At 50.2% G+C, this 21,131-nt stretch carries 19 protein-coding genes; 14 read left to right on the top strand and 5 right to left on the bottom strand.

The annotated features are described in order from the left end of the window. Window positions 1-478 precede the first annotated feature (478 nt). The 3 genes from K331_RS0108195 to K331_RS0108185 are packed head-to-tail and all read left to right on the top strand — an operon-like array spanning window position 479 to window position 4,195. The gene (locus tag K331_RS0108195; protein ID WP_028589911.1) at window positions 479-1,132 is read left to right on the top strand and encodes an HlyD family secretion protein; all 654 of its coding nucleotides are present in this window, start codon (window positions 479-481) and stop codon (window positions 1,130-1,132) included. 15 nt (window positions 1,133-1,147) lie between these two features. After that, window positions 1,148-2,686 (top strand): DHA2 family efflux MFS transporter permease subunit, encoded by a 1,539-nt coding sequence (locus tag K331_RS0108190; RefSeq protein WP_028589910.1) that lies wholly within the window; start codon window positions 1,148-1,150, stop codon window positions 2,684-2,686. A gap of 45 nt (window positions 2,687-2,731) precedes the next feature. After that, the gene (locus tag K331_RS0108185; RefSeq protein ID WP_028589909.1) at window positions 2,732-4,195 is read left to right on the top strand and encodes an efflux RND transporter periplasmic adaptor subunit; all 1,464 of its coding nucleotides are present in this window, start codon (window positions 2,732-2,734) and stop codon (window positions 4,193-4,195) included. A 174-nt stretch (window positions 4,196-4,369) separates the two neighbouring features. Here K331_RS0108185 and K331_RS0108175 read toward each other — a convergent pair whose 3' ends face one another. Together K331_RS0108175 and K331_RS31410 are read right to left on the bottom strand one after the other, a co-directional pair. After that, the gene (locus K331_RS0108175; protein ID WP_028589908.1) at window positions 4,370-5,437 is read right to left on the bottom strand and encodes a stalk domain-containing protein; all 1,068 of its coding nucleotides are present in this window, start codon (window positions 5,435-5,437) and stop codon (window positions 4,370-4,372) included. 496 nt (window positions 5,438-5,933) lie between these two features. Continuing rightward, window positions 5,934-6,110, bottom strand: coding sequence for a CsbD family protein (locus K331_RS31410; RefSeq protein WP_081750272.1), 177 nt, complete (start codon window positions 6,108-6,110; stop codon window positions 5,934-5,936). Window positions 6,111-6,274: 164 nt separating this feature from the next. Here K331_RS31410 and K331_RS0108165 point away from each other — a divergent pair, with 164 nt between their 5' ends. Together K331_RS0108165 and K331_RS0108160 are read left to right on the top strand one after the other, a co-directional pair. Continuing rightward, the gene (locus K331_RS0108165) at window positions 6,275-6,790 is read left to right on the top strand and encodes a DUF2179 domain-containing protein (protein ID WP_018883926.1); all 516 of its coding nucleotides are present in this window, start codon (window positions 6,275-6,277) and stop codon (window positions 6,788-6,790) included. 242 nt (window positions 6,791-7,032) lie between these two features. Next, a complete protein-coding gene (locus K331_RS0108160) occupies window positions 7,033-7,242 on the top strand; it encodes a cold-shock protein (RefSeq protein WP_018883927.1) in 210 nt (69 codons plus the stop codon). Window positions 7,243-7,325: 83 nt separating this feature from the next. Here the strand turns inward: K331_RS0108160 and K331_RS29105 are convergent, their stop codons facing one another. From K331_RS29105 to K331_RS0108145, 3 genes are all read right to left on the bottom strand, one after another. Next, a complete protein-coding gene (locus K331_RS29105) occupies window positions 7,326-8,333 on the bottom strand; it encodes a substrate-binding domain-containing protein (protein WP_084165399.1) in 1,008 nt (335 codons plus the stop codon). A 113-nt stretch (window positions 8,334-8,446) separates the two neighbouring features. Further along, window positions 8,447-9,637 carry a glycoside hydrolase family 130 protein gene (locus tag K331_RS0108150; protein ID WP_028589907.1) on the bottom strand — a complete coding sequence of 397 codons (1,191 nt, stop codon included), beginning with the start codon at window positions 9,635-9,637 and terminating at the stop codon, window positions 8,447-8,449. Next, window positions 9,634-10,809, bottom strand: coding sequence for an AGE family epimerase/isomerase (locus tag K331_RS0108145; protein ID WP_028589906.1), 1,176 nt, complete (start codon window positions 10,807-10,809; stop codon window positions 9,634-9,636). The genes K331_RS0108150 and K331_RS0108145 overlap by 4 nt, the downstream gene beginning before the upstream one ends. Before the next feature lie 201 nt (window positions 10,810-11,010). Here K331_RS0108145 and K331_RS0108140 point away from each other — a divergent pair, with 201 nt between their 5' ends. From K331_RS0108140 to K331_RS0108100, 9 genes are all read left to right on the top strand, one after another. After that, entirely contained in the window at window positions 11,011-12,324 is a 1,314-nt protein-coding gene (locus tag K331_RS0108140; protein ID WP_028589905.1) for an ABC transporter substrate-binding protein, read from the top strand. A gap of 42 nt (window positions 12,325-12,366) precedes the next feature. After that, a complete protein-coding gene (locus tag K331_RS0108135; RefSeq protein WP_028589904.1) occupies window positions 12,367-13,248 on the top strand; it encodes a carbohydrate ABC transporter permease in 882 nt (293 codons plus the stop codon). Between the two features lie 2 nt (window positions 13,249-13,250). Beyond that, entirely contained in the window at window positions 13,251-14,084 is an 834-nt protein-coding gene (locus K331_RS0108130; protein WP_028589903.1) for a carbohydrate ABC transporter permease, read from the top strand. Between the two features lie 47 nt (window positions 14,085-14,131). Next, window positions 14,132-15,166, top strand: a complete 1,035-nt coding sequence (locus tag K331_RS0108125) for a glycoside hydrolase family 130 protein (RefSeq protein ID WP_028589902.1) — start codon at window positions 14,132-14,134, stop codon at window positions 15,164-15,166. A 51-nt stretch (window positions 15,167-15,217) separates the two neighbouring features. Next, entirely contained in the window at window positions 15,218-16,183 is a 966-nt protein-coding gene (locus K331_RS0108120; protein ID WP_028589901.1) for an acetylxylan esterase, read from the top strand. A gap of 401 nt (window positions 16,184-16,584) precedes the next feature. Further along, window positions 16,585-17,310 carry a HEAT repeat domain-containing protein gene (locus K331_RS0108115; RefSeq protein WP_226383561.1) on the top strand — a complete coding sequence of 242 codons (726 nt, stop codon included), beginning with the start codon at window positions 16,585-16,587 and terminating at the stop codon, window positions 17,308-17,310. A gap of 259 nt (window positions 17,311-17,569) precedes the next feature. Further along, window positions 17,570-17,743, top strand: a complete 174-nt coding sequence (locus K331_RS32175) for an RAxF-45 family protein (protein WP_169718310.1) — start codon at window positions 17,570-17,572, stop codon at window positions 17,741-17,743. 132 nt (window positions 17,744-17,875) lie between these two features. Beyond that, window positions 17,876-19,933, top strand: coding sequence for a ribosomal protection-like ABC-F family protein (gene abc-f / locus K331_RS0108105; protein WP_028589899.1), 2,058 nt, complete (start codon window positions 17,876-17,878; stop codon window positions 19,931-19,933). 200 nt (window positions 19,934-20,133) lie between these two features. Further along, window positions 20,134-21,090 (top strand): nucleoside hydrolase, encoded by a 957-nt coding sequence (locus tag K331_RS0108100; protein WP_018883939.1) that lies wholly within the window; start codon window positions 20,134-20,136, stop codon window positions 21,088-21,090. Window positions 21,091-21,131: the final 41 nt, after the last annotated feature.

Raw genomic sequence — 21,131 nt, 5'->3', positions numbered from 1 at the left:
CTCGATAGTGCCAAGATCGACGTTATGGACCCGATCAGCCTTCAGGCTGTGCCCTTGCGAATTCGCAACCGGCATGGCTTGAAGGTTTTTTTTGAAGATAATAGCACTCAAATGAGCATGACATGAACAATCAAACATATTGACAACAATTCAGGAGTTAGCTACAATCATTATCAAATTACTCTGTACAGAGTAATCTATACAGAACGGGTCTTTACTTCTGGTTCGCCATCCTCTTAGCCAAAGAGGTTTTTTTCTGCATGCTGGATGCTTAAAGCTCGAAGGTGCCACATCTATGTAGAACATTTATGCGAAGGGAGAGCCAGGGAGGAAGGTACAAGAAAGACACGAGAAAGGTACAAGAGGTGTGCCTAAGTGGTCGACAGCCCGGATCAGCTCATGACAAGAGGGTAGAGTCCGGCATTTTGAGGCTGAGTACTTGGTTTTTAGAAAAATACAGGCTGTAGAGGTGGATGTAGTGAGTAAAAAGCAACTTTATATCGTGCTTATTGTGCTGGTTATACTGAGTGGCGGTGGCTTAGGATTCTATTATTGGTATCAAGGTACCCACTATGTGACAAGTGATGATGCCAGGATTGCAGCGGAGCAGTACAAGGTTATGCCGCAAATGACGGCCAAAATCAATGAGATTCAGGTTGAGGAAGGCGATGTGCTTAAGCAAAATGAGATGATTGCTGTACAGGATACGGCAGGTCTTGACCCTAGCTCGATTAGTAAATCTGTACTGCGTGCTCCCATTGATGGGACGGTAATCAAGATTTATGCCAGGGAAAAGGAGATTGCCTCTCCCAGCTCTGCCGTGGCGATCATGGTAGATATGAACAATCTGTATGTTGCGACGAACATCGAAGAGACGGAGATTAGCCGGATCAAGCCGGGTGCGCTTGTCGATGTCACGCTGGATGCTGCAGGGAGTCAAGTGATTCAAGGAAAGGTCAGAAGAGTAGGGCAGGCCTCCAATTCAGTATTCTCGGTCATTCCGTCTGTGAACACCAGTGGCAATTTCAACAAAGTTACACAGCGCATTCCTGTAGAGATTGCATTAAATGTACCGGAGGGCTTGAATTTGATTCCGGGTACGAACGTAGAAGTCAAGATTCATACGCCTTAAGGAGGGAAGGTCATAGTGTCCAGTGATACAGTAGCCGTTTCTCCTCCCAATGACTCTCCCAAGGAACGCTGGCTGGCTTTTGTCGCCATTGTTGTAGGGGCTTTTGTGGCAGTGCTGAACAACAGTCTGATTAATGTGGCGATCCCCCAACTGACTACAGATTTAGGGTCTACTACGGCTCGAATACAGTGGGTTGTGACGGGCTATACGCTGGCTTCCGGGATTATCGTACCGATTACGGGCTTTATGGAGCAGCGTGTAGGATATAAGAAATTTTTAATCGGAGCCTTGTCCGTCTTTACCCTGGGGACTGCAATGTGCATATTTGCCTGGAATGATCTGTCCTTGATATTTGCACGTATTCTTGCAGGGCTTGGCGGTGGAGTTATTATTCCGCTCAGTATGACCGTTGTGTATAAAATTATCCCGCGTGAGCAGGTGGGGTTAGCCATCGGAATCTGGGGCATCTCTTCCATGGCGGCACCAGCCATCGGTCCGACACTGAGTGGCTATCTGATCGAGTGGTTCAGCTGGAGGTTTCTCTTCATCGCTTGTGTTCCATTCGGGCTACTCGCCATTCTGCTCGTGTGGTTGCTCATTAAGGAACCGCCCAAAGGGAAGCCGATCAAATTCGATATCGTAGGCTTTGTTCTGGCAGCTACCTGTGCTGGAACCCTGCTATATGCCCTTTCCAGTGCGTCATCCGACGGTTGGACATCCTTCAAGATTGTCGGATTGTTCTTCATTTCCATCTGGTCATTGATATTCCTGATTGTCGTCGAGAGCGGCAAGGAGAATGCTGTAATTGATGTGTCCTTATTTAAAAATTATAGGTTTACCATCAGCGTCATTACGTCCAGCTTTGTCATGATGGGCATGTATGGGGGTACATTTCTGGCACCACTATTCTTGCAAAATATTCAATCCGTATCCCCGATTGAGACAGGGATGATTCTTCTGCCGCAAGCTGTGGCGATGGCCATGGTCATGCCGATTGCCGGTAAGCTGCTGGATAAGGTCGGTATTGTTCCTATAGGTCTATTCGGTCTGACACTAACCAGTGTGATGACCTATCATCTGGTCTCGTTGACACCCCAGACCTCACATACCTGGTTCGAGGTCGTGACCGTATTACGTGGGATCGGGATCGGCCTGTGCCTCATGCCACTGTCGACTATCGGGATGAACGCCGTATCGAGTGATAAGGTCGGGAATGCATCTGCTGCATCCAATCTCATCCGGACTATCGCGGGCTCGATGGCTATTGCCATCCTGACCTTCCTGATGCAGAGTCGTACAGCATTGCACACGCAGCATATTGCAGAATCGATACCTGTGGAATCTGTTCAGGTTCTGCAATCCACCTTGGGTAGCTCGTGGACATCTACGGTATCAGGATTAATTTCGCTGGATGCGTATTCCCGAGGCATTGCAGATACATTTTTACTATCCTCCATTCCTTTGTTTTGTTCGATCCCGCTGATTCTATTGTTCATAGAACGACGGAAATCATCCAAGCGGGCAGCAGTGGAGACGCAGGCATTGAATAGTTGAAGTATATATAAGTTATTGATTCGTCAGAGGGGAAGGGCTGTACAAATGAACAAATGGAGAACGACCGCAGCCGTGCTTTTGACGGGTACGTTGATCTTGTCTGGCTGCTCGACAGGAAATGAAGCAAGTCAAGAATTGAATGTGACCGTGAAGGTGAATCAGGCCCAGACAGGCATGCTGGGCAGCGGAGAAATCTATACAGGTAAGATTACTCCTGCCGAAGCCGTGAATATCACACCCAAAATATCCGGTAAAGTATCCTCCATCTCGGTAGACGTGGGAACTGTAGTGAAGAAGGGACAGCTACTGGTCAAGCTGGAGGATGAGGATCTTCGTAACAAGCTCAAAATTGAAGAAGCCAATGTCTCTGCAGCCGAGACAGCGATTATGTCGGCCAGAGATTCCCGCGAATCGGGTATGGTGTCAGCGAACTCCGGTGTAGTGAATGCCAAAGGCGGGGTAATCTCCTCCCAGAATGCCATTGCACAGGCAGAGTCGGGAATCAATTCGGCAGAAGCAGCCGTGAATCAAGCTCGCACAGCCATTGCAACAGCAAATAATACGGTGAAGCAGTCCAAGGAGCAGCTCGACAAAGCTAAGAAAAATCTGAGCCGTACGGAAACGCTGGTAGCTAGCTCATCAGCCACGCAGGTTCAGCTGGAGGAAGCTCATGCTGCGCTTACGAGTGCCCAAGCGACCTATGACAATGCTCTGAATACCCGATCCAATGCTGAAACGCAGCTCGCGACTGCCCAAAAATCATTGGCGACAGCAAAGGTGGCCTATCAGAATGCCAAGAATAGCTATCAAAATGCAAATAGCGGATATAGTAATGCGGCAAGCCAGCTGAAGGTAGCCCAGAGCACTGCTGGCATTGAAACAAGTCAGCAGAGACTGGAATTGGCAAAGGTGAATCTGGAGATTGCTCGCAATAATCTCGACAATGCAGCCATTGCTTCTCCGATCAGCGGTGTCATTCAGCGACGTAATATCGAGGTGGGTGAGATGGCTTCCCCATCTTCACCGCTGCTCGTCATCCATAATCTTGATTCCGTGAACCTCTTGATCTATGTACCGGCAGATCAAGTGAACACGATCCAGATGGACGATTTGTTGCAGGTTCGGGTACCTTCCTCCAAGGTAATGACTACAGGTAAAGTCAAGAGCATCGGCTCGGATGATGCGAATGGGAATGGTTTTCCCGTCCAGATCACCGTGTCTAATCCCGATGGCAAGCTCAAATCAGGTATGCTGGCAGATGTAAGCTTTATCGGCACAGATGCTCAGGAAGGTGTTATCGTGCCTACCAAAGCCGTGCAGCAGGAAAATGACAAGTCTTATGTATATGTAGCTGAACAAGGTCATGCTGTACGCAAGGAAGTATCCGTCGGCGAACAATCTGGCTCGCAGACACTCATTACAAGCGGTCTGGCGGATGGAGAAGAGATCATTGTGAATAATCTGGCACTGCTTGGTAATGATACTGCGATTACGATTGCACAGTACTAAGAAGTATCAGCTTCGAAGGAAGTAAAAGCTTGTGAAATATGAGGGACTAGAAGCAAAAGTTGAAGTGGAAGGGAAAGCAAACACAGCAAAGCAGCCAATCGTTGGTACCAACGATTGGCTGCTTTTTTGCAATCTTATGCGAATGCAATTCGCTTACTTCATATGACTTCGTAATTAGAACGTGTCCAGACGATCGTTACGGTTGTCAGTGTTGTAGACTGTTCCATACACTTCCTCAGTAGTGTACTCGGACTTCACTTCATCGATCAGCGCGTCGGTGAAGCTTCTCTTCTCGGAGCTGCCCAGTCTTTCGTAGCTTGTTTTGTCAACATAGACAAGAGCTTCTACGCGACGGCTGTTCCCGCTCAGTGTAACCTCAGTAACTGTTACGCTTCTGTACCCATTCATGAAAGAACGGATATCACGAGCAAGCGTAGACAGGCTCACTGTCGAAGTTGTAGTCTTGGTAGTCACAGTTCCGCGGCTGTTCGTCTCGAAGGTCAGCAGCTTGTTGGAGTTGCTGTCATCGTAGATAGTACCCGAAATGTTCGCATTACGATACTCACTACGAATGTCGTCCGCGATGTCTTGCAGGAAGCTCTTTTGCTTGCTGCTGGACAGATCATTCCATCTATCCTTGTCGACATCAATGTTCACTGTCACGTTCCGGTCGTTGCCTTTCAGCGAAATTTCAGCATATGTTCGCTCGTAATCGCCATAATCGTCATTCAGGTCATCTTCCAGATCACGAAGACTTGTGGAGCTGCTGTTATTGTTGTTGTTGTTGCTATTGTTTTTGTTTACTTGCTCTTGCAGAGCAGCTTTATCTTTTTCCAATTGAGCGATCGTAGCGTCCTTGCTAGTCACTTCCGCTTTGGCGGTCGCGAGCTGCTGTGTCAGGTTATTGATCTGTTGGTTCAATGCAACAACAGTAGTGTTGTCTACGGGAACAGCATTGTCCTCGATCACGACACGCTTGTTGTTACCGTCCCAGGATACTTTCTTGTCCAGCGCAGTACCTGCTACACGAAGTGGTACATAAGTAGTGCCGTTAATCATGAACGGCTCAGTGCTGGCATCCGTAGATACTTCGTTACCGTTATATACGATTTTGATATTGTTATAGACGGCTTGAATAGACTTTGTAGCTTGGGCAGCATACGTAGAAGGCAAGAAGAATGCCCCGGATACGGCCAACGCCGATACGGCAGTGATAATGATGGGTTTTTTAATAAATTTCATGCGTTTGTCTGCTCCTTTTCATCATAAAATCTGGGTCTTGCTTGACTCATTCGGACAGACGAAGTCCCCCTCCTGATGTCCTGAACCTAGCAATTGTTGGATTGCAATGCTAATACTAGAGTAACATTAATAGACTTGAATTCCAACAGCACCAAGGAAAATAGGTAAATTCCACCGTTCTTGTATGTTTAGACGCAGAAGCCCCCTGAATGGTTGCTAAATTCATTAATTTTTTTTCGTGAATAAGCCAAGCGAATATGTACAGACTGAATAATTAATGCACCTGCAGCAGAAGCACCCAACAGCCGAAGTACCAACAGCAGAAGTGCTAACGACAGGCATGCTGACAGCGCAGAAATGCCAAGCGGTCTCGCCGCTTGGCCTCTGGACGATCATTCGACCGTCTATGTGTATGACCAACAGAGATTCATAATGAGCTCATGCTGTGTATCCTGCTGTAATCTCTGTTATGAGCTCAGCTACAGAGGCGTACGGTTTATTTACCGTCTTTTATTTTACCTGCAGCTTCCTGCAGATTGCCCTTGATCTTGTCTTTCTTGCCCTCGGCCTGCAGGGAACGATTGTTGGTCGCATTGCCGATCTGATCCTTAATTTCTCCCTTAGCCTTGTTGACAGCACCCTTTACTTTATCACTTGTTCCGTGGTTACTCATGTTTGTCATCTCCTTTGGAATGTGTAATGTGTAACGTGTGATGTGTGTAACCTATATATACCCGCTCAGTAGGATCACAAACATTTTGCTTTCTTGAACATGTTATGATAGTGACTATTATCTCTGCGTAAATGCGCAATCCTACTGTGAAAGGAGTGTCACCGATGGCTCAAATTCTGCTGTTCATCTTCGGAATTCAAATTATATATGTCTCTGCCTACACCTTGCGGATGATTCTGACATTGAAGGGTCAAAAATATGTTGCTGCGCTTATTAGCACCTTCGAGGTCGTGGTGTATGTTCTGGGTCTGAACCTGGTACTGAACTATCTGGATCAGGTGACCAGTCTGATTGTCTATGCTCTGGGCTATGCCTTGGGCATTCTGATCGGTGCATGGATTGAGGAGAAAATCGCCCTTGGGTATGTCACGGTCAAGGTGATTAGCAATGAATTTGATGGCGGGATTGCCAATAAACTGCGGGACAAGGGCTACGGTGTAACGGCCTGGCTAGGCAGTGGCAGGGATGGGGATCGACTGGTCATGGAGATTCTGGCTAAGCGAAAAAATCAAAGCAGGCTGTACAAGTCCATTCTGGAGCTAGACCCGAAGGCCTTCGTCATTACTGTAGAGCCCAAACAATTCCATGGGGGCTTCTGGACCAAGTCTATCCGCAAATAGCGCCTGAGGCCGAGCACGGTCTTATAACGCATTGAAAAAGCGAGTACTTGCTGGGAAATGCTCGTTCATACTTGGGGTATGTACAGTAACACCGGCTGGTTGGCTGTCATATTTGCACACAAAATTGCATACAATGTGTATTATTTCCTGGACAAGGCGCATATTAATACCGGCACAGGGTGATTCATTCACAGGCGAAACGAGCACGTCTTGATTACGCTTAAAGAATAGGGGGAGTATCCATGTACCGACGTCATGTTCCTGAGCCTGTTCCCGAGGAGAATACCCAGATCTGGTCTTGTACCCAAGAGGCATGTAATGGATGGATGAGAGCAGATTATACATTCACAAGCCAGCCTGACTGCCCGTTCTGTTCCTCACAAATGGAACCTGAGACGAGAATGCTGCCGATCCTGAACGCAGCTGGCGGCCAGTATTCAACCCACAGCTAGGATAGCGAATGCGGTTCGGAAGGTGACGGGCAGCAGCCCAGTTCCGAACTGAACTTACAGCAGACAACCCATGAGCACATTGCTCATGGGTTGTCTGGCGTGGAGTGATGGGTGCGAACGGAATCCCGATAGATAATATTGCCTTGTACCTGCACGCGTCCGAAGCGGCGGTTAGGATTGTCGATCTTCTTCAGGATGGACTGCACAGCGACACGAGCCATCTGTTCCATGTCCACCTCGACGGTAGTTAGCTTTGGATCGCAGAGCGTGGCATAGATATCGTTGTCGAAGCCAGTCACAGAGCAATCCTCCGGGATACGAATGCCCATCGAACTGAGCTTCTGTACCAGCAGATGAGCTACCTGATCACAATTACATACAAATGCTGTCGGTAGCTGCTCGGGCAGCTCCATATCGATAAAGCTTCCCCGCTCGTCCCGATCATTCACGATCAGATCCGGAAGGAGCGTCAGACGATGCTCCAACAACGATTTATAATAGCCCAGGAAACGGTCCTGAATGCTGCTTGTGGAATGCAGATTGCCAACATAGGCGATACGTCGGTGTCCCTGTTGAATCAGATAGTTAGTCAACTCGTAGGCCGCATAGAAGTTATCTGTCACGACAGAATCGATCTCGGCATGCTCGTCATAGAAATCCAGAAAAATCTTGGGCACGCTCATCGCCTGTACCATCTCGATATAGGCTTTGCTGACCTGTCCCAGCACAATGAATCCGTCGACCTTATTGTCGCTATACAGCTTGGGCAAGATCAGGGCCTGCTCATCCTCTTCATTGAGAATATGCAGAATTCCGTAGTATCCCTGAGCCTCCAGATGCTTGCTGATATGCTGGAAGACGCGGACGTAGAACGATTGTGTCGGACCTGTAAAGCGTTCAGGAATGATTACACCAACATGGTGAGTTAGTCCTTCCTTCATGGAACGGGCCGCCGCGTTATAGCGGTAGCCCATCTCTACGGCCAGGACCTTGATTCGCTCCTTTAGCTCCTCACTGACGCCTTCTTTGTCGTTCAATGCTTTTGAGACGGTCATACTGCTGACCCCGAGCCGGTCGGCGATGTCCCGCATGGTGATATTGTGTCTCAGCTTGGTCGCCTCCTCAGGCCAGTGTCATCTTGGTATTTACATCATACATCGTTACCTGCCATGAATAAAGGCATTCATAGCGGAAAATGGTCGTCTTAACGTGGGATACCCTCGCTCGTCAGTAGCGCTTCATTGCGTTCGATCAGCTGACGGCGCTGGGCTGCACTACCAAGAGAACGCAGGGGATCCGCGGGCGTGTTGAAAGTATAGTCGACCAGCTTCTCAACTGTCGTCGTGACGACATGAATGCGGGTATCACTGGAGGCATAGTAGATGAACACTTCATCCCGCTCGTTGACGATGGCTCCGTTACAGAAGACTACATTCGATACGTCCCCTGTACGCTCGTCATCATATGGTGCCAGGAAATGTCCGCCTGGCTTGGCAATGACACGTGCAGGATCATGCAAGTCAGTGGCAAAGGCATAGAGCACATAACGCAGCCCAGCCGCCGTGTTCCGAACCCCATGAGCAATATGAATCCAGCCGCGCTCGCTCTTGATCGGGGCAGGGCCCTGCCCGTTCTTCATTTCGGATATGGTATGGTACAGTCGTTCATCCATCACGATCTCCTGCTCTATGACCGGATTCAGGATGTCCTGACATAATCCGAAGGCGATGCCGCCGCCAGAGCCTGTCGAGATGAAGCCGTCCTGAGGACGAGTGTAGAAGGCGTATTGTCCGTTCACGAATTCGGGGTGAAGCACTACGTTCCGCTGCTGTGGAGAGGGGGTCGACAGATTCGGAAGCCGCTCCCATTGCTTGAGATCCTTCGTACGGACAAGTGCTGCTTGGGCTACCGCGCTTGACGTGTCGAAGGGCTCTGCAGCAGGGTCCTTACGCTCCGAGCAATAGATGCCATAGATCCAGCCGTCCGCATGCTGTACAAGTCGCATATCATACATGTTCGTCTCTTCCGGATCGATGTCATCCCAGATGAGGGGGGCATCCATGAATCTGAAGCCGTCGACCCCGTTGTCGCTCACGGCGAGTGAGAAGATGGACTTGCGATCCAGTCCCTCTGTACGGACAACAAGCACATATTGTCCCTTGTAGTAGATGGCGCCAGGATTAAAGGCAGCATTGACACCCAGACGTTCCATAAAATGCGGGTTCGCCTCCCGATTCAGATCGAAGCGCCAGTGCAAGGGGACATGATGACGGGTCAGAACGGGGTATTGATAGCGGTCATAGACTCCGTTATAGAATTCCGTGTTCACTGGATTACGGCGGCTCAGCAGCTCCTCTTGTCTGGCTTGACGAATTGCATATTGCTCGTGGATCATCGCGCACTCATCCTTTCTATAATTTCGATGCACATACGGCTGTTATGATAAGGACACTTCCAGGGCCCGGCAATCTCCAGGCTTGAAGGGGTCCCTGTTGCATCTATAGACCAGTACCATTCACCATGAGGACGTGGGTCAATGAGATGTCCTCTCGTGTATTGCCATAGTTCCTCCACCAGCCTGAGAAAATAGGAATCACCTGTACGCTCAAAGGCATTGAGAAAACCTACCATGCCCTCCGCCTGTACCCACCAGATCCGAGAAAGGTCACGTCTGCTGCCCTCCTGCTCATTGATCAGGGAGCCATCGCTCTGGATGGCACTCTCCGCTACCCTATAGGCCAAGGCGGCAACCATATCTGCATATATTGATTGCTCCAGTCCCAACGTCTTCAGCGTATCGTCGATCAGCCAGCTGGCTTCAATGTCATGCCCGAAGGAAGTCAGGTCCAGCAGAGGGTTCCACTGCTTGTCGAAGAACACACCAAGCCGGCGTTCCTCTGAGTCATAGATGCGTTCGTGCATTACAGTGAGCAGCTGCTCCAGTGCTTGGCGTATAGCGGGGTCAGGCCACACCCGGTAGAGATTGGTATATGCCTCCAGTACGTGAATATGGGTATTCATTGTGATCTCGGCCATGACGCCATTCTCGCTAAGCATCTCGTTAGGCTGCTCTTGCCAGCCTCGGTCAAATTCCTCGCGATAGGCCTGATTCGTGGCGTCATATCCCTTGCGCTCTATGAGCTGGAAGAGCGCCTGTGCCTCCTGCAGAGCTGCCTTCGAGCCTGTAGCGCGAACATACTCACTTAGAGCATAGATCGCAAAGGCTTGAGCATAAATATGCTTGCGGGTATCCGATGGCAATCCGTCATAGCTGCTCATCCAGTAAATCCCTCCATATTCCCGGTCCAGCAAATGCTGTGTGAGATACAGATAAGCATGGTCTGCCAGCTCTCTGTGGGCTTGAAGGCCTGTCGTCCGATAAGCAGCGGAGAACGTCCACAACAGGCGTGATGTAGCGATGCCGCCCTTGGGAGCATCGTGATCTGTCTTCAGGTCCACATGTACCTTCCCATAGAAGCCGCCATGACGTTCATCCTTAAGCCTAGACCAGAACGGCAATATATGCTGCGTCCATTCGCTACGAAGCTCGGCTGTCACATCTTGCAGCATGAAGCACCTCCTTGATTTATATAGTTATCGTTAACTTTACAAGATTATAATAATTAGAGATTATTGAGGTGTCAATTCATTCTATTTAAATAAAAATATATTTATTTATGCAGTAATAATTGACAAGTAAGCGTTGCCATTCTAGAATCTAATTCGTAAGCTTAACGATAACTTCGATTATGGAGAGGGGTCAGGATAATGAAGTGTGTTCAACGAATCATGCCGTTTCTAGCCTTCTTGCTTGTCATCGGATTGCTGGCAGGCTGCTCGGGAAGCCAGGGAGCCGAACAGCCTGAGAGTACCGATCCTCAGGATATGAAGGGTGAGATTACGGTCATTACGCAGCGTACGGATATTGTAGATACGGTGTTCAAGGAATACGCCCAGAAATTCAATGAGCAATATCCGAACGTGAAGGTGAATTTTCAAGCACTCGCAGACTATGAAGGACAGATCAAGATTCGGATGAGTACCGATGATTATGGAGATGTCCTCCTTATTCCTACCAGCATTCCGATTGCTGACATCCCTGATTTCTTCGAGCCCCTCGGCTCATACGATGAAATGAAATCGAAGTATACAGGTATCGAGGAGCGAATGGTGGAGAACAAGGTGTATGGTATTCCGATTGCGATGACCTACTCGGGAGTGATCTATAACAAGAAAGTATTCGAGAACGCGGGAATTACGGAGCTGCCACAGAAGTTCGAGCAATTCCAAGCCGCGCTGCAGCAGGTCAAGGATCGGACAGAGGCTGTACCTTTGTTTACGAATTATGCATCAGGCTGGGCGCTGACCCAATGGGAGGCTGATCTTACCACGGTTGCCGGCGATCCGGACTATGTGAATGTTACGCAGCCGAACAGCGATGATAATTTTGTGCCTGGCCAACCGCATTACCAGCTGTATAAGGTCATGTATGACACCGCCAAGGCTGGTCTCATCGAACGAGATCCCATGACTACCGACTGGGAGCAATCCAAGGCTGACATGGCTCAGGGCAAGATCGCTACGATGATTCTGGGCTCCTGGGCGATTGACCAGATCAAAGGCCTGGCGGATAACCCGGACGACATTGGATTCATGCCGTTCCCTACAGATGCCCCTGAGGTCATCGTGCCATTGGCAGCTGATTATAATCTGGGCGTGAACGTCAATAGCAAGAACAAGGCAGCAGCCAAGGCGTGGGTGGAATGGTTCACGAACGAATCGAACTATGCGACAGAGCAAGCGGGCAGTGTCAGTCCCGTAGTGGGCTCAGAGCTGCCAGCCATTCTGGAGGAGTACGGCAAGACCGGGGTGAAGTTCGAGATGATCACGCCTGCCGATGAAGGACAGGAAGGGCTGGTAGACCAGATTGATAAGGAAGCAGAGATTGGTCTGTGGCAGCCTGATTTCAAGAAGCTTATTATTGAAGCCGCGATCGGCAATCGCAGCGAGTCATTCGACGATATCATGAAGAAGCTGAATGACGATTGGGTGAAGGCACGGGCTAAAGTGATGGCCCAGTAGCATTCAGAGGCTGATTTTAAGAAAGGGCCTTGGAGGTGTGTCATGTTCAAATTTTCTGAATTAAGCTACTCGGCCCAGAGAAGGTTCATTATTGTGTTGTTCTCCCTGGTGCCCATAGCCTTGCTGTTAACCTTTGCCTATCTTCCAGTGTTCAATATGTTCAAATACAGCTTCACCGATTGGAATGGCTTGCGCAAATCCATGAATTTCGTGGGCCTGGACAATTACAAGACCATCTTCACAGACCCGGATTACTTCGTGGTATTCAAGGTCAGTCTGTATTATTTCGTAGCTACCTTCGTACAGATGGGGCTGGCACTCTACTTTGCCACCATACTCACCTTCAGGACGCGTCTCAAAAATTTCTTCAAAGGCGTATTGTTCTTCCCTTATCTGATGAACGGAGTAGCCATCGGCTTCATCTTCCTCTTCTTCTTCAAGCCAGATGGCACGCTGGATACCTTCCTGCAAGCCGTCGGATTAGGGCAGTATGTACAGCTGTGGCTGGGCAATCCGGATATTATCAATATCTCGCTGGCAGGTACCTCGGTGTGGCGGTATATGGGATTTAATTTCATCATCTTCCTGGGTGCGATCTCCTCGATCTCTAGTGATATCTATGAGGCCTCGGATATTGATGGAGCGAGTCGCTGGCATCAGTTCGTGCATATCATTCTGCCCAGCATCAAGCGAATTCTCCAGCTGAATCTGATTCTGGCCATCAGTGGGGCCATCAGTGCCTTTGATATTCCGTACATCATGACGGGAGGCTCCAACGGTAGCAAGACCTTCGTCATTCAGACCGTCGATGTGGCCTTCAAATATGATAAATTCGGGCTGGCCTCAGCCATGGCGGTCGTGCTGCTGTTGATCGTCATCGTCGTCACCTTAATCCAGCGGCTGGCGATCAAGGAGGAGGGATAGAGATGCATAAGCTGAAATACGGGCTTGGGGCTGTGCTCAAATATACTTCATTGCTGCTGGGCGTTTTTGTAGCGATTCTGCCGATCCTCGTTGTGTTCTTTGCGTCGCTCAAGACCAAGGAGGAGTACGCATCCACAGGATTGCTGACACCTCCGTCGAATTGGCTGAACCTGAGCAATTACAGTCAGGCCTTTCTGGAAGGAAACATGATGACAGGCTTCATCAATACGACGTTCATTCTGCTGATCTCGATTCTGGGAGCTACCCTGACCGGTTCGATGATTGCCTATGTGCTGAACCGGTTCAAATTTCGTGGCAGTAAGGTGCTCGTAGGCGCCTTCCTGCTGGCCACGCTCATTCCGGGCGTCACCACACAGGTTGCTACCTTCCAGATCATCAAGGGTCTGGGCCTGTTCAATACGCACTGGGCTGCGATTCTCCTGTACTTAGGGACAGACATTATCGCTGTCTATATTTTTCTGCAATTCCTGGACTCCATAGCGGTCGCACTGGATGAATCGGCAATGCTCGATGGCGCCTCCTACTTCACGATTTATTGGAAGATTATTCTGCCGCTACTGAAGCCTGCCATCGTAACGGTCATTATCGTCAAGGGAGTCAATATTTACAATGATTTCTATACGCCATTCCTGTATATGCCGGGATCGGATCTACAGGTGATCTCCACCGCCTTGTTCAAGTTCAAGGGCCCGTACGGCTCACAATGGGAGGTCATAAGCGCAGGCGTTATTATCGCCATCATACCGACATTGATTGCCTTCCTCGCGCTGCAAAAATACATCTACAACGGATTCTCGCAGGGCTCTGTGAAGTGATGAAGCTATGTAAGTTCAACTTAGGAATGGAAAGGAGTAGATAATACATGATTAACCAGAGCAAGACGGTCCATATTCTAGGGGAGGCGTTGCCCCACATGCCATGGCAGGACAGACCCGAGTCATATCCAGGTCCGGTATGGAGGCACCGGGATAATCCCGTAATTAAGCGCAATCCAGCGCCCGGCATCGCCCGTATATTCAACAGTGCTGTTATGGCATACGAAGGGCGATTTGTAGGTGTCTTTCGCGCAGAGACGGTGAACGGACGTCCGCATCTCCATTTGGGGTGGAGCGATGATGGTCTGAACTGGAGTATTAATGAAGAGCGCATTGAGTTCGTGGACGAGGATGGACGCCCCTATCAGCCGAATTATGCCTACGATCCACGGCTCGTGAAGGTGGAGGATTCGTACTATATTATCTGGTGCACGGATTTCTATGGAGCTGCGATTGGACTGGCGCGTACGGATGACTTTAACAGCTTTGTTCGGCTGGAGAATCCGTTTCTGCCTTTCAACCGCAATGGCGTGCTATTCCCGAAGAAGATCAACGGCAACTATGTTATGCTGTCCCGTCCAAGTGATAGCGGACATACGCCGTTCGGAGATGTCTTCCTTAGCGAAAGCCCGGATCTCGTCTACTGGGGCAAGCATCGGCATGTCATGAGCAAAGGAGGGCAGGGCTGGTGGCAAGCGGTCAAAATTGGTGGTGGTCCTGCACCGATCGAGACGTCGGAGGGCTGGCTCATGTTCTATCATGGAGTCACGGGTACCTGCAATGGCTTCGTGTACAGCATGGGAGCTGTCATTCTGGATCACGATGAGCCCTCCCGGGTCAAATACCGCTCAGCCAATTACGTGCTTACGCCTGAGGAGTGGTATGAGGAGCGGGGCTTCGTGGATAATGTGGTCTTCCCCTGTGCGACACTACACGATGCCAAGACAGGCCGAATCGCCATCTATTATGGAGCGGCTGACACCTATGTCGGCGTGGCCTACACAACTGTCTCCGATATCGTTGAGTATGTGAAGGCTACGGATGAGGTCGTCTCGGACGATCATGAGCTGGGCAGAATGTAGCGTAGTTAATAGGGGTGTAATGTAGCATGACTGAGAGGGGAGTAATGCAATATGCACACTGATTTGCCGCTTGAGGAATTGAAGCAGTATATGGGCAGCAGCCCACGGCCAGCTGACTTTGATGACTATTGGGAGCGGGCCTTGCATGAGCTGGAGCAGCAATCCATGGAGTATGAGCTCGTTCCGGCCGCATTCTCTTCTCCGCTGGCGGATTGCTATCATCTGTACTTCACAGGTGTAGGAGGAGCGAGAGTCCATGCAAAGCTTGTACGTCCCAAAAGCGTCAGCGAGGACGCAGCAGGGCCAGCCCTGGCGATGTTCCACGGATATGCCTGTGACAGTGGGGATTGGTTCGATAAGGTCTCTTATGCTGCGCATGGCATAACGGTGCTGGCGCTGGATTGTCGGGGACAAGGCGGGTTATCCGAGGATAACCTGATGGTGAAGGGCTCGACGGTCCGGGGTCATATTATTCGGGGGATCGATGATCCAGACCCGGATCGACTGTATTACCGCAACGTATTTCTGGACACGGTGCAGATCGTTCGCATTCTGATGAGCATGCCGGGGGTAGATCCGGATCGGATCGGAGCCTATGGTTGCTCGCAGGGAGGTGCTCTGGCCACAGCCTGTGCGGCGCTTGAACCAAGGGTGAAGGCAGCGGTGCCTGTGTATCCTTTCCTGGCTGATTACAGGCGTGCTTGGTCATTGGAGCCTACTACCTCAGCCTACGAGGAGTTGGTCTATTATTTCCGGTTCTTCGATCCTCATCATGAGCGGGAGGAAGCCGTATTCAACAAGCTAGGCTACATTGATATTCAGCATCTAGCGAGTCGAATCAAGGGGCGAGTTCTGTTCGTAACGGGGCTGGTAGATACAATCTGTCCACCCTCCACACAATTTGCCGTCTACAATCGTATTCAAGGGGAGAAGGAGCTACTGGTGTATCATGAATATGGTCATGAGCATCTGCCCTACCTGTCGGACCGTGTGCTGGAGTTTCTTTTGAGACAGTAGGTTCAAGCAGTAGGTGCTACTAGGTGCTACTGTTGATGAAGGATGAAGTAAGTCAGACCTAAGCTCGTAGCTCTGTCATTATGATACAATGGGGCATATGGCATTGGAGGCATGCTCCTCCGCTCAGAAGAAGGTAGGGCTACAGGTGATTCCCAAGTCTGTTCTGCTGAGCTTATATTACTTAATTATTGGATTACACTCATGGAGCAGCCTTGAACGGTGACAACCGGTTTTGGGGTAGCTCCATTATTTTTTTCGGCGAACGACTGAGAATATGCATGGCAGGAGGGGCTGCGGTTGAAGGATAAGGTGCTGTAGAAGAAGCACGAGCGTCTGGTGCGGATAACAAGCCTGACACGGATATGATTGGAATCAAGGAGGGGGGATGACAAGTGAGCCTCATGGACGTCCTGAAGGATGGCAGTATAGTAGAAGTAGATGTTACGAAAGTGGCAGGAATAGTCGATCAGGAGTGGGCCCAAAAAGGCCTGTATACCGAGGGATCGCGGCTTCGTCCCTTAAGCACTGAAGAGATAACGGAGATGATATCCGTTCTACAGGGGATGACGGGCTTTGAAGAGCTGCTCCCGCTATGGACGAACGATCATTCTGATTACATAGGAGTCTATGCGAGTAGGATTTTGCGGGGCAAGGTGTGCCATATTAGTCATGAAGAGACAGATCTATCACCAGGCTTTCGCAGTGTGGAGACCTTTCTTACTGCCGTTCAGCAGTATCCCGAACAGGATTGGGAAGAATTGACCAAGGATTATCCCACGGGCCAAGAGCTGAGCCAACAAGAGGAAGTGGAGGATATTCAGTGCCTGAGCGGGCTACTCCTGCAGATTGAGCGGGAAGAGACAGATGAGGAGGAGCGGTGTATGCTACTCCACTCTGTCATGGCTCTGACTCCGATCTCCCGATTGGATTCGTTGCTTCCGTATTTGGACGATGAGGATATGTATGTGCAGGAGCGAGCATGTGATGTACTGGGTCATCATCGTTATGAACCGGCCAAGGAGAAGCTTGAAGTAGTGGCGAAGCAGGGGACGCATAACGGCAAGTCTGCAGCCGCTAGGGCATTGTCACGTATTCGACAGCAGGAGTGGCGGGGCAGGCAAACTTAGATTCATCCGTAGGCTCTTCAGCGAGAGAAACTGGAGTGCTCACCCGTAGAGCTTGATTTCTACAATGATCATTATAATTCAGTCAAATAATCGGGCTTTAACAGCGATTGTAAGACCCTCCAAGCCCGTAGCAGTGCTTGCGAAGGACAGATGTTGAGCCTTGTTTTTGATGTTGCTGCGGTGTGGCAGAATATTAGATTGTTCGGGTATAGAAAATGTGTTATATTGAACAGTAATTATGAAGAAGGAGGTGAGGTAGGTGAATCAAGAGATGGCGAATAACCGTATTAGCCAGCTGCCTATGGCTATGGCTGGCATCGTTCATGCTTTTCCATACAACGGGAGAAGTCTGTCCATTTTTAACTATACGGTTATGAACTATCGCGAGAAGACGCCTACCTTAACTCGATCGGCTGTCGCAGATATTCTGTAATGGAATGCTGTGGACCATGTGAAAGAGTCGCGGGCTTAGCTCCTGCGGCTCTTTTTCGTGTTGTGTTGCGCTGCAAAGGGTACGGAGAGTAGGGTCTATCGCTTAATACACAAGCCTTAGGGGGACCTTATTATGCATATTGTTAGCGGACAACAACTCATCGCCTATCACGGGGCGAATCTGATATTGAACGGAGTTACTTTTGAAATTCATGAGGGAGAGAAGGTCGGTCTGATCGGTCGCAACGGGAGTGGCAAGACGACCTTGCTGCGCTTGATTGCCAGATTGGGCAAGCCGGATGCGGGCCAGCTCATTCTCAAGAAGGATAGTCGTGTCGGCTATTTACCGCAGATTCCAGTGGAGTATGACGCTCTTACAGTCTATGAGACGCTGGCCTACGAATACCGGCAGTTAATGGAATGCAAAGCGAATATGACGCTACTGGAGCAAGACATGTCCAATCCCGTCATTGCAGAGGATGCTGAACGTCTGGAGCAGCTGTTGAAATCCTATGCGAGCATGCAGGAGCAATTTGAGCACGGTGGCGGCTATGAGATGGATGCACATATTCAGTCGGTGGCGGATGGTCTGCGTATTCCTGTAGCGATGTATGATAGGCCATTCAGCTCCTTGTCTGGCGGGGAGAAGACACGAATTGTGCTCGCATCCCAGCTCATAGGGCGTCCTGATCTGCTGCTGCTGGATGAACCGACGAACCATCTGGATCTGAAGGGCATTGAATGGCTTGAGCAATTTTTGCGCAGCTACACCGGGGCTGTCCTTGTCGTGTCGCATGATCGGTATTTTCTGGACAGGGTAGCAGGTAAAATGTTGGAGCTGGAGGATGGCGAGGCTCACACGTATCTAAGTAATTATAGTGGGTATGTGAGGGAAAAGGAGGAGCGTCTGCTCATCCAGTTCGCCGATTATCAGGAACAGCAGAAGCAGATCAAGAAGATGAAGGAGGCCATCAAGCGCTTCGAAGAGTGGGGGCGCATCGGGGATAATGAGAAATTCTTCAAGAAAGCGGCTTCGATTCGCAAAGCTCTGGAGCGGATGGACAGAATCAAACGCCCTGTACTGGAGCGCCAGAGTGCAGAGTTCGAGCTGAATCCACAGGAACGCTCGGGACGGAGAGTCCTGCAATTTGAAGGAATCGTCAAAGCATACGGAGGTAGGCAGATCCTGCAGGGGGTCGAGGGTGGTCTGGAATTCGGTGAGAAGATTGCGTTGCTGGGGGATAATGGATCGGGAAAATCAACCCTACTGCGCATCCTGCTTGGTGAAGAGTCCCCGGATTTGGGCGATGTGACATGGGGGGCTCGTGTGGAATACGGTTACCTTGCGCAGCAGGAGACGCGTGGGGAGGCAACCGGTACTGTCCTGTCCTACTTCCGGCAAGAGGTCGGTGTAGAGGAGGGGGAAGCACGCCATATTCTGGCTGCATACATGTTCTATGGTGCGGACGTCTTTCGTTCCGTGAGCACGCTATCTGGCGGAGAATGGAGCCGTCTGCGCCTCGCTCTACTCGTCATGCAGAAACCTAATCTGCTGCTGCTGGATGAGCCGACGAATCATCTGGATATTGATTCCCGCGAGGCTCTGGAGGAAGCGCTGGAGTCTTACGGCGGAACTGTATTAGCCATTTCTCATGACCGATACTTCGTCAATAAGCTGGCTGGTCGTGTGTGGGAGCTGGAGCAAGGACAGATTACGTCCTATCTCGGTAATTTTGACGACTTCCGTGCCAAGAAGCAGGAGCTACAGCGGCTGGAAGCCACCAGCAGTGACGCTGCTGCGCTAATGTCGAGGTCAGGAGCTGGATTACCCTCGGCGGGCGCGTCCTTATCCAAAGCGTCCTCCTCCAAAGCATCCTCCAGCGCTTCATCAGTAGCCACTGCTGGTGCTTCATCCAGCAAAGCGAGGAGTAATGCTACAGGGAAAAGGGAGAAGAAGGCAGATTCAGCAAAGGCCGTCGTGTCTCGTGAGCAGCTGGAGCAGCGGATTGCTGATCTGGAGCAAGCCTTGCACACAGCTGATACGGAGCTGGAAGTGTTGGCTTCAGGTGCGGAGACGGGCGGACCATCAGGTGCCAGTGCTGAGGGAAAAAGTCTTCAGCAGCTGTGGGAGGAGCGTGAGCGTCTGCAGCAGGAGCTTGATCAGGTGCTGGAGGCTTGGGTAGAGCTGTAAGAACTGCAAGCTTAGCAGCGGGCGCCAGGGCTCCCCGCTTGCAGCGGCTCTATACGGACATTTGATATAGTTAAGGTAACTAAGGGCTCTGGAACAGTGTTGCCAGGGCAGAACGGCACTTGGAGGAAGGAATTGACTTGCAAAGCCTACCTCCAAGTGCTTCAATAAGTAAAGCTTTGAGTTAACGAGGAGGATTACATATGGCAGACCAACGTAAAGTCATTATTGACACGGACACCGCTGGCGATGATACGATTGCCATTCTGACGGCACTGCATTATTTTCAGGTAGAGGGCATTACGATTACGGGCGGGAATGTACAATTTGACCAGGAGGTTGAGAATGCACTGTATACGGTGCAGGTTGCCGGTCATGGTGGCAAGGTTCCTGTGTACAAGGGCTATGAGCGTCCACTTCTTGCCTATGGTAAGGCGCAGCATCGCACGGTAGAGGATGTGCACGGCGATGACGGCATGGGCGGGGCACATTTTCCCAAGGCTGTGCAGCGTCCAGAGAGTGGACATGCTGTAGATTTTATGATCGACAAGATCCATGCTCATCCAGGAGAAATCTCACTGCTGGCTATTGCACCACTGACCAACATTGCTGCGGCTATCCAGAAGGACCCTACCATTATTCCCGAGATTGCTCACTTGTACATCATGGGCGGTACGAACAATGCACTGGGCAATATTACCCCGGCTGCAGAGTATAACTTCTACGTAGATCCTGAGGCGGCCAAGATTGTCCTGCATTCTGGCATTCCGATCACGATGGTGGGTTGGGAGATGTGTACGCAGTATTCCGTCATGGACGATGATGATCATGCCGAGATTGCGGCGCTTGGCAGTGCGGGTAGTGAATTCTTCATAGCGATCAACAAAGTGGTTATGCAGTTCAACAAATCCGTGCACAAGCTGAATGGAACGACGCATCCCGACACACTGCTGATGGCTGTAGCTGCAGACGAGTCCGCTATGACCAAGTCAGGTCATTACTACGTGGATGTAGAGGCTGCAGGCGAGCTGACGCGCGGCTATAGTGTCGTGGACATTAATGGACGTTTTGGCAAAGAACCTAACGTGCGCGTCTGCGAGGCGATCGACCGACCGAAATTCAAATCCATGCTGCTGGATGTTCTCACGGCTATAAAATAACAAGAGCCCAACCGATTCCGGGAGATACGCCTCAGGGTGCA

This window comes from Paenibacillus massiliensis subsp. panacisoli DSM 21345 (assembly GCF_000426545.1).
GTDB classification, from domain to species: Bacteria; Bacillota; Bacilli; order Paenibacillales; family Paenibacillaceae; genus Paenibacillus; species Paenibacillus panacisoli.
This window is presented reverse-complemented; position numbering and strand designations above follow the sequence as displayed.

Bases quoted from the DNA above. Each gene is read 5' to 3' on its own strand.
- K331_RS0108130 (WP_028589903.1), top strand. From the start codon at position 13,251: ATGCATAAGCTGAAATACGGGCTTGGGGCTGTGCTCAAATATACTTCA.
- K331_RS0108115 (WP_226383561.1), top strand. From the start codon at position 16,585: ATGGACGTCCTGAAGGATGGCAGTATAGTAGAAGTAGATGTTACGAAA.
- K331_RS0108120 (WP_028589901.1), top strand. From the start codon at position 15,218: ATGCACACTGATTTGCCGCTTGAGGAATTGAAGCAGTATATGGGCAGC.
- K331_RS0108140 (WP_028589905.1), top strand. From the start codon at position 11,011: ATGAAGTGTGTTCAACGAATCATGCCGTTTCTAGCCTTCTTGCTTGTC.
- K331_RS0108125 (WP_028589902.1), top strand. From the start codon at position 14,132: ATGATTAACCAGAGCAAGACGGTCCATATTCTAGGGGAGGCGTTGCCC.
- K331_RS0108165 (WP_018883926.1), top strand. From the start codon at position 6,275: ATGGCTCAAATTCTGCTGTTCATCTTCGGAATTCAAATTATATATGTC.
- abc-f (WP_028589899.1), top strand. From the start codon at position 17,876: ATGCATATTGTTAGCGGACAACAACTCATCGCCTATCACGGGGCGAAT.
- K331_RS29105 (WP_084165399.1), bottom strand. From the start codon at position 8,333: ATGCGGGACATCGCCGACCGGCTCGGGGTCAGCAGTATGACCGTCTCA.
- K331_RS0108175 (WP_028589908.1), bottom strand. From the start codon at position 5,437: ATGAAATTTATTAAAAAACCCATCATTATCACTGCCGTATCGGCGTTG.
- K331_RS0108135 (WP_028589904.1), top strand. From the start codon at position 12,367: ATGTTCAAATTTTCTGAATTAAGCTACTCGGCCCAGAGAAGGTTCATT.
- K331_RS31410 (WP_081750272.1), bottom strand. From the start codon at position 6,110: ATGAGTAACCACGGAACAAGTGATAAAGTAAAGGGTGCTGTCAACAAG.
- K331_RS0108100 (WP_018883939.1), top strand. From the start codon at position 20,134: ATGGCAGACCAACGTAAAGTCATTATTGACACGGACACCGCTGGCGAT.
- K331_RS0108150 (WP_028589907.1), bottom strand. From the start codon at position 9,637: ATGATCCACGAGCAATATGCAATTCGTCAAGCCAGACAAGAGGAGCTG.
- K331_RS0108160 (WP_018883927.1), top strand. From the start codon at position 7,033: ATGTACCGACGTCATGTTCCTGAGCCTGTTCCCGAGGAGAATACCCAG.
- K331_RS0108185 (WP_028589909.1), top strand. From the start codon at position 2,732: ATGAACAAATGGAGAACGACCGCAGCCGTGCTTTTGACGGGTACGTTG.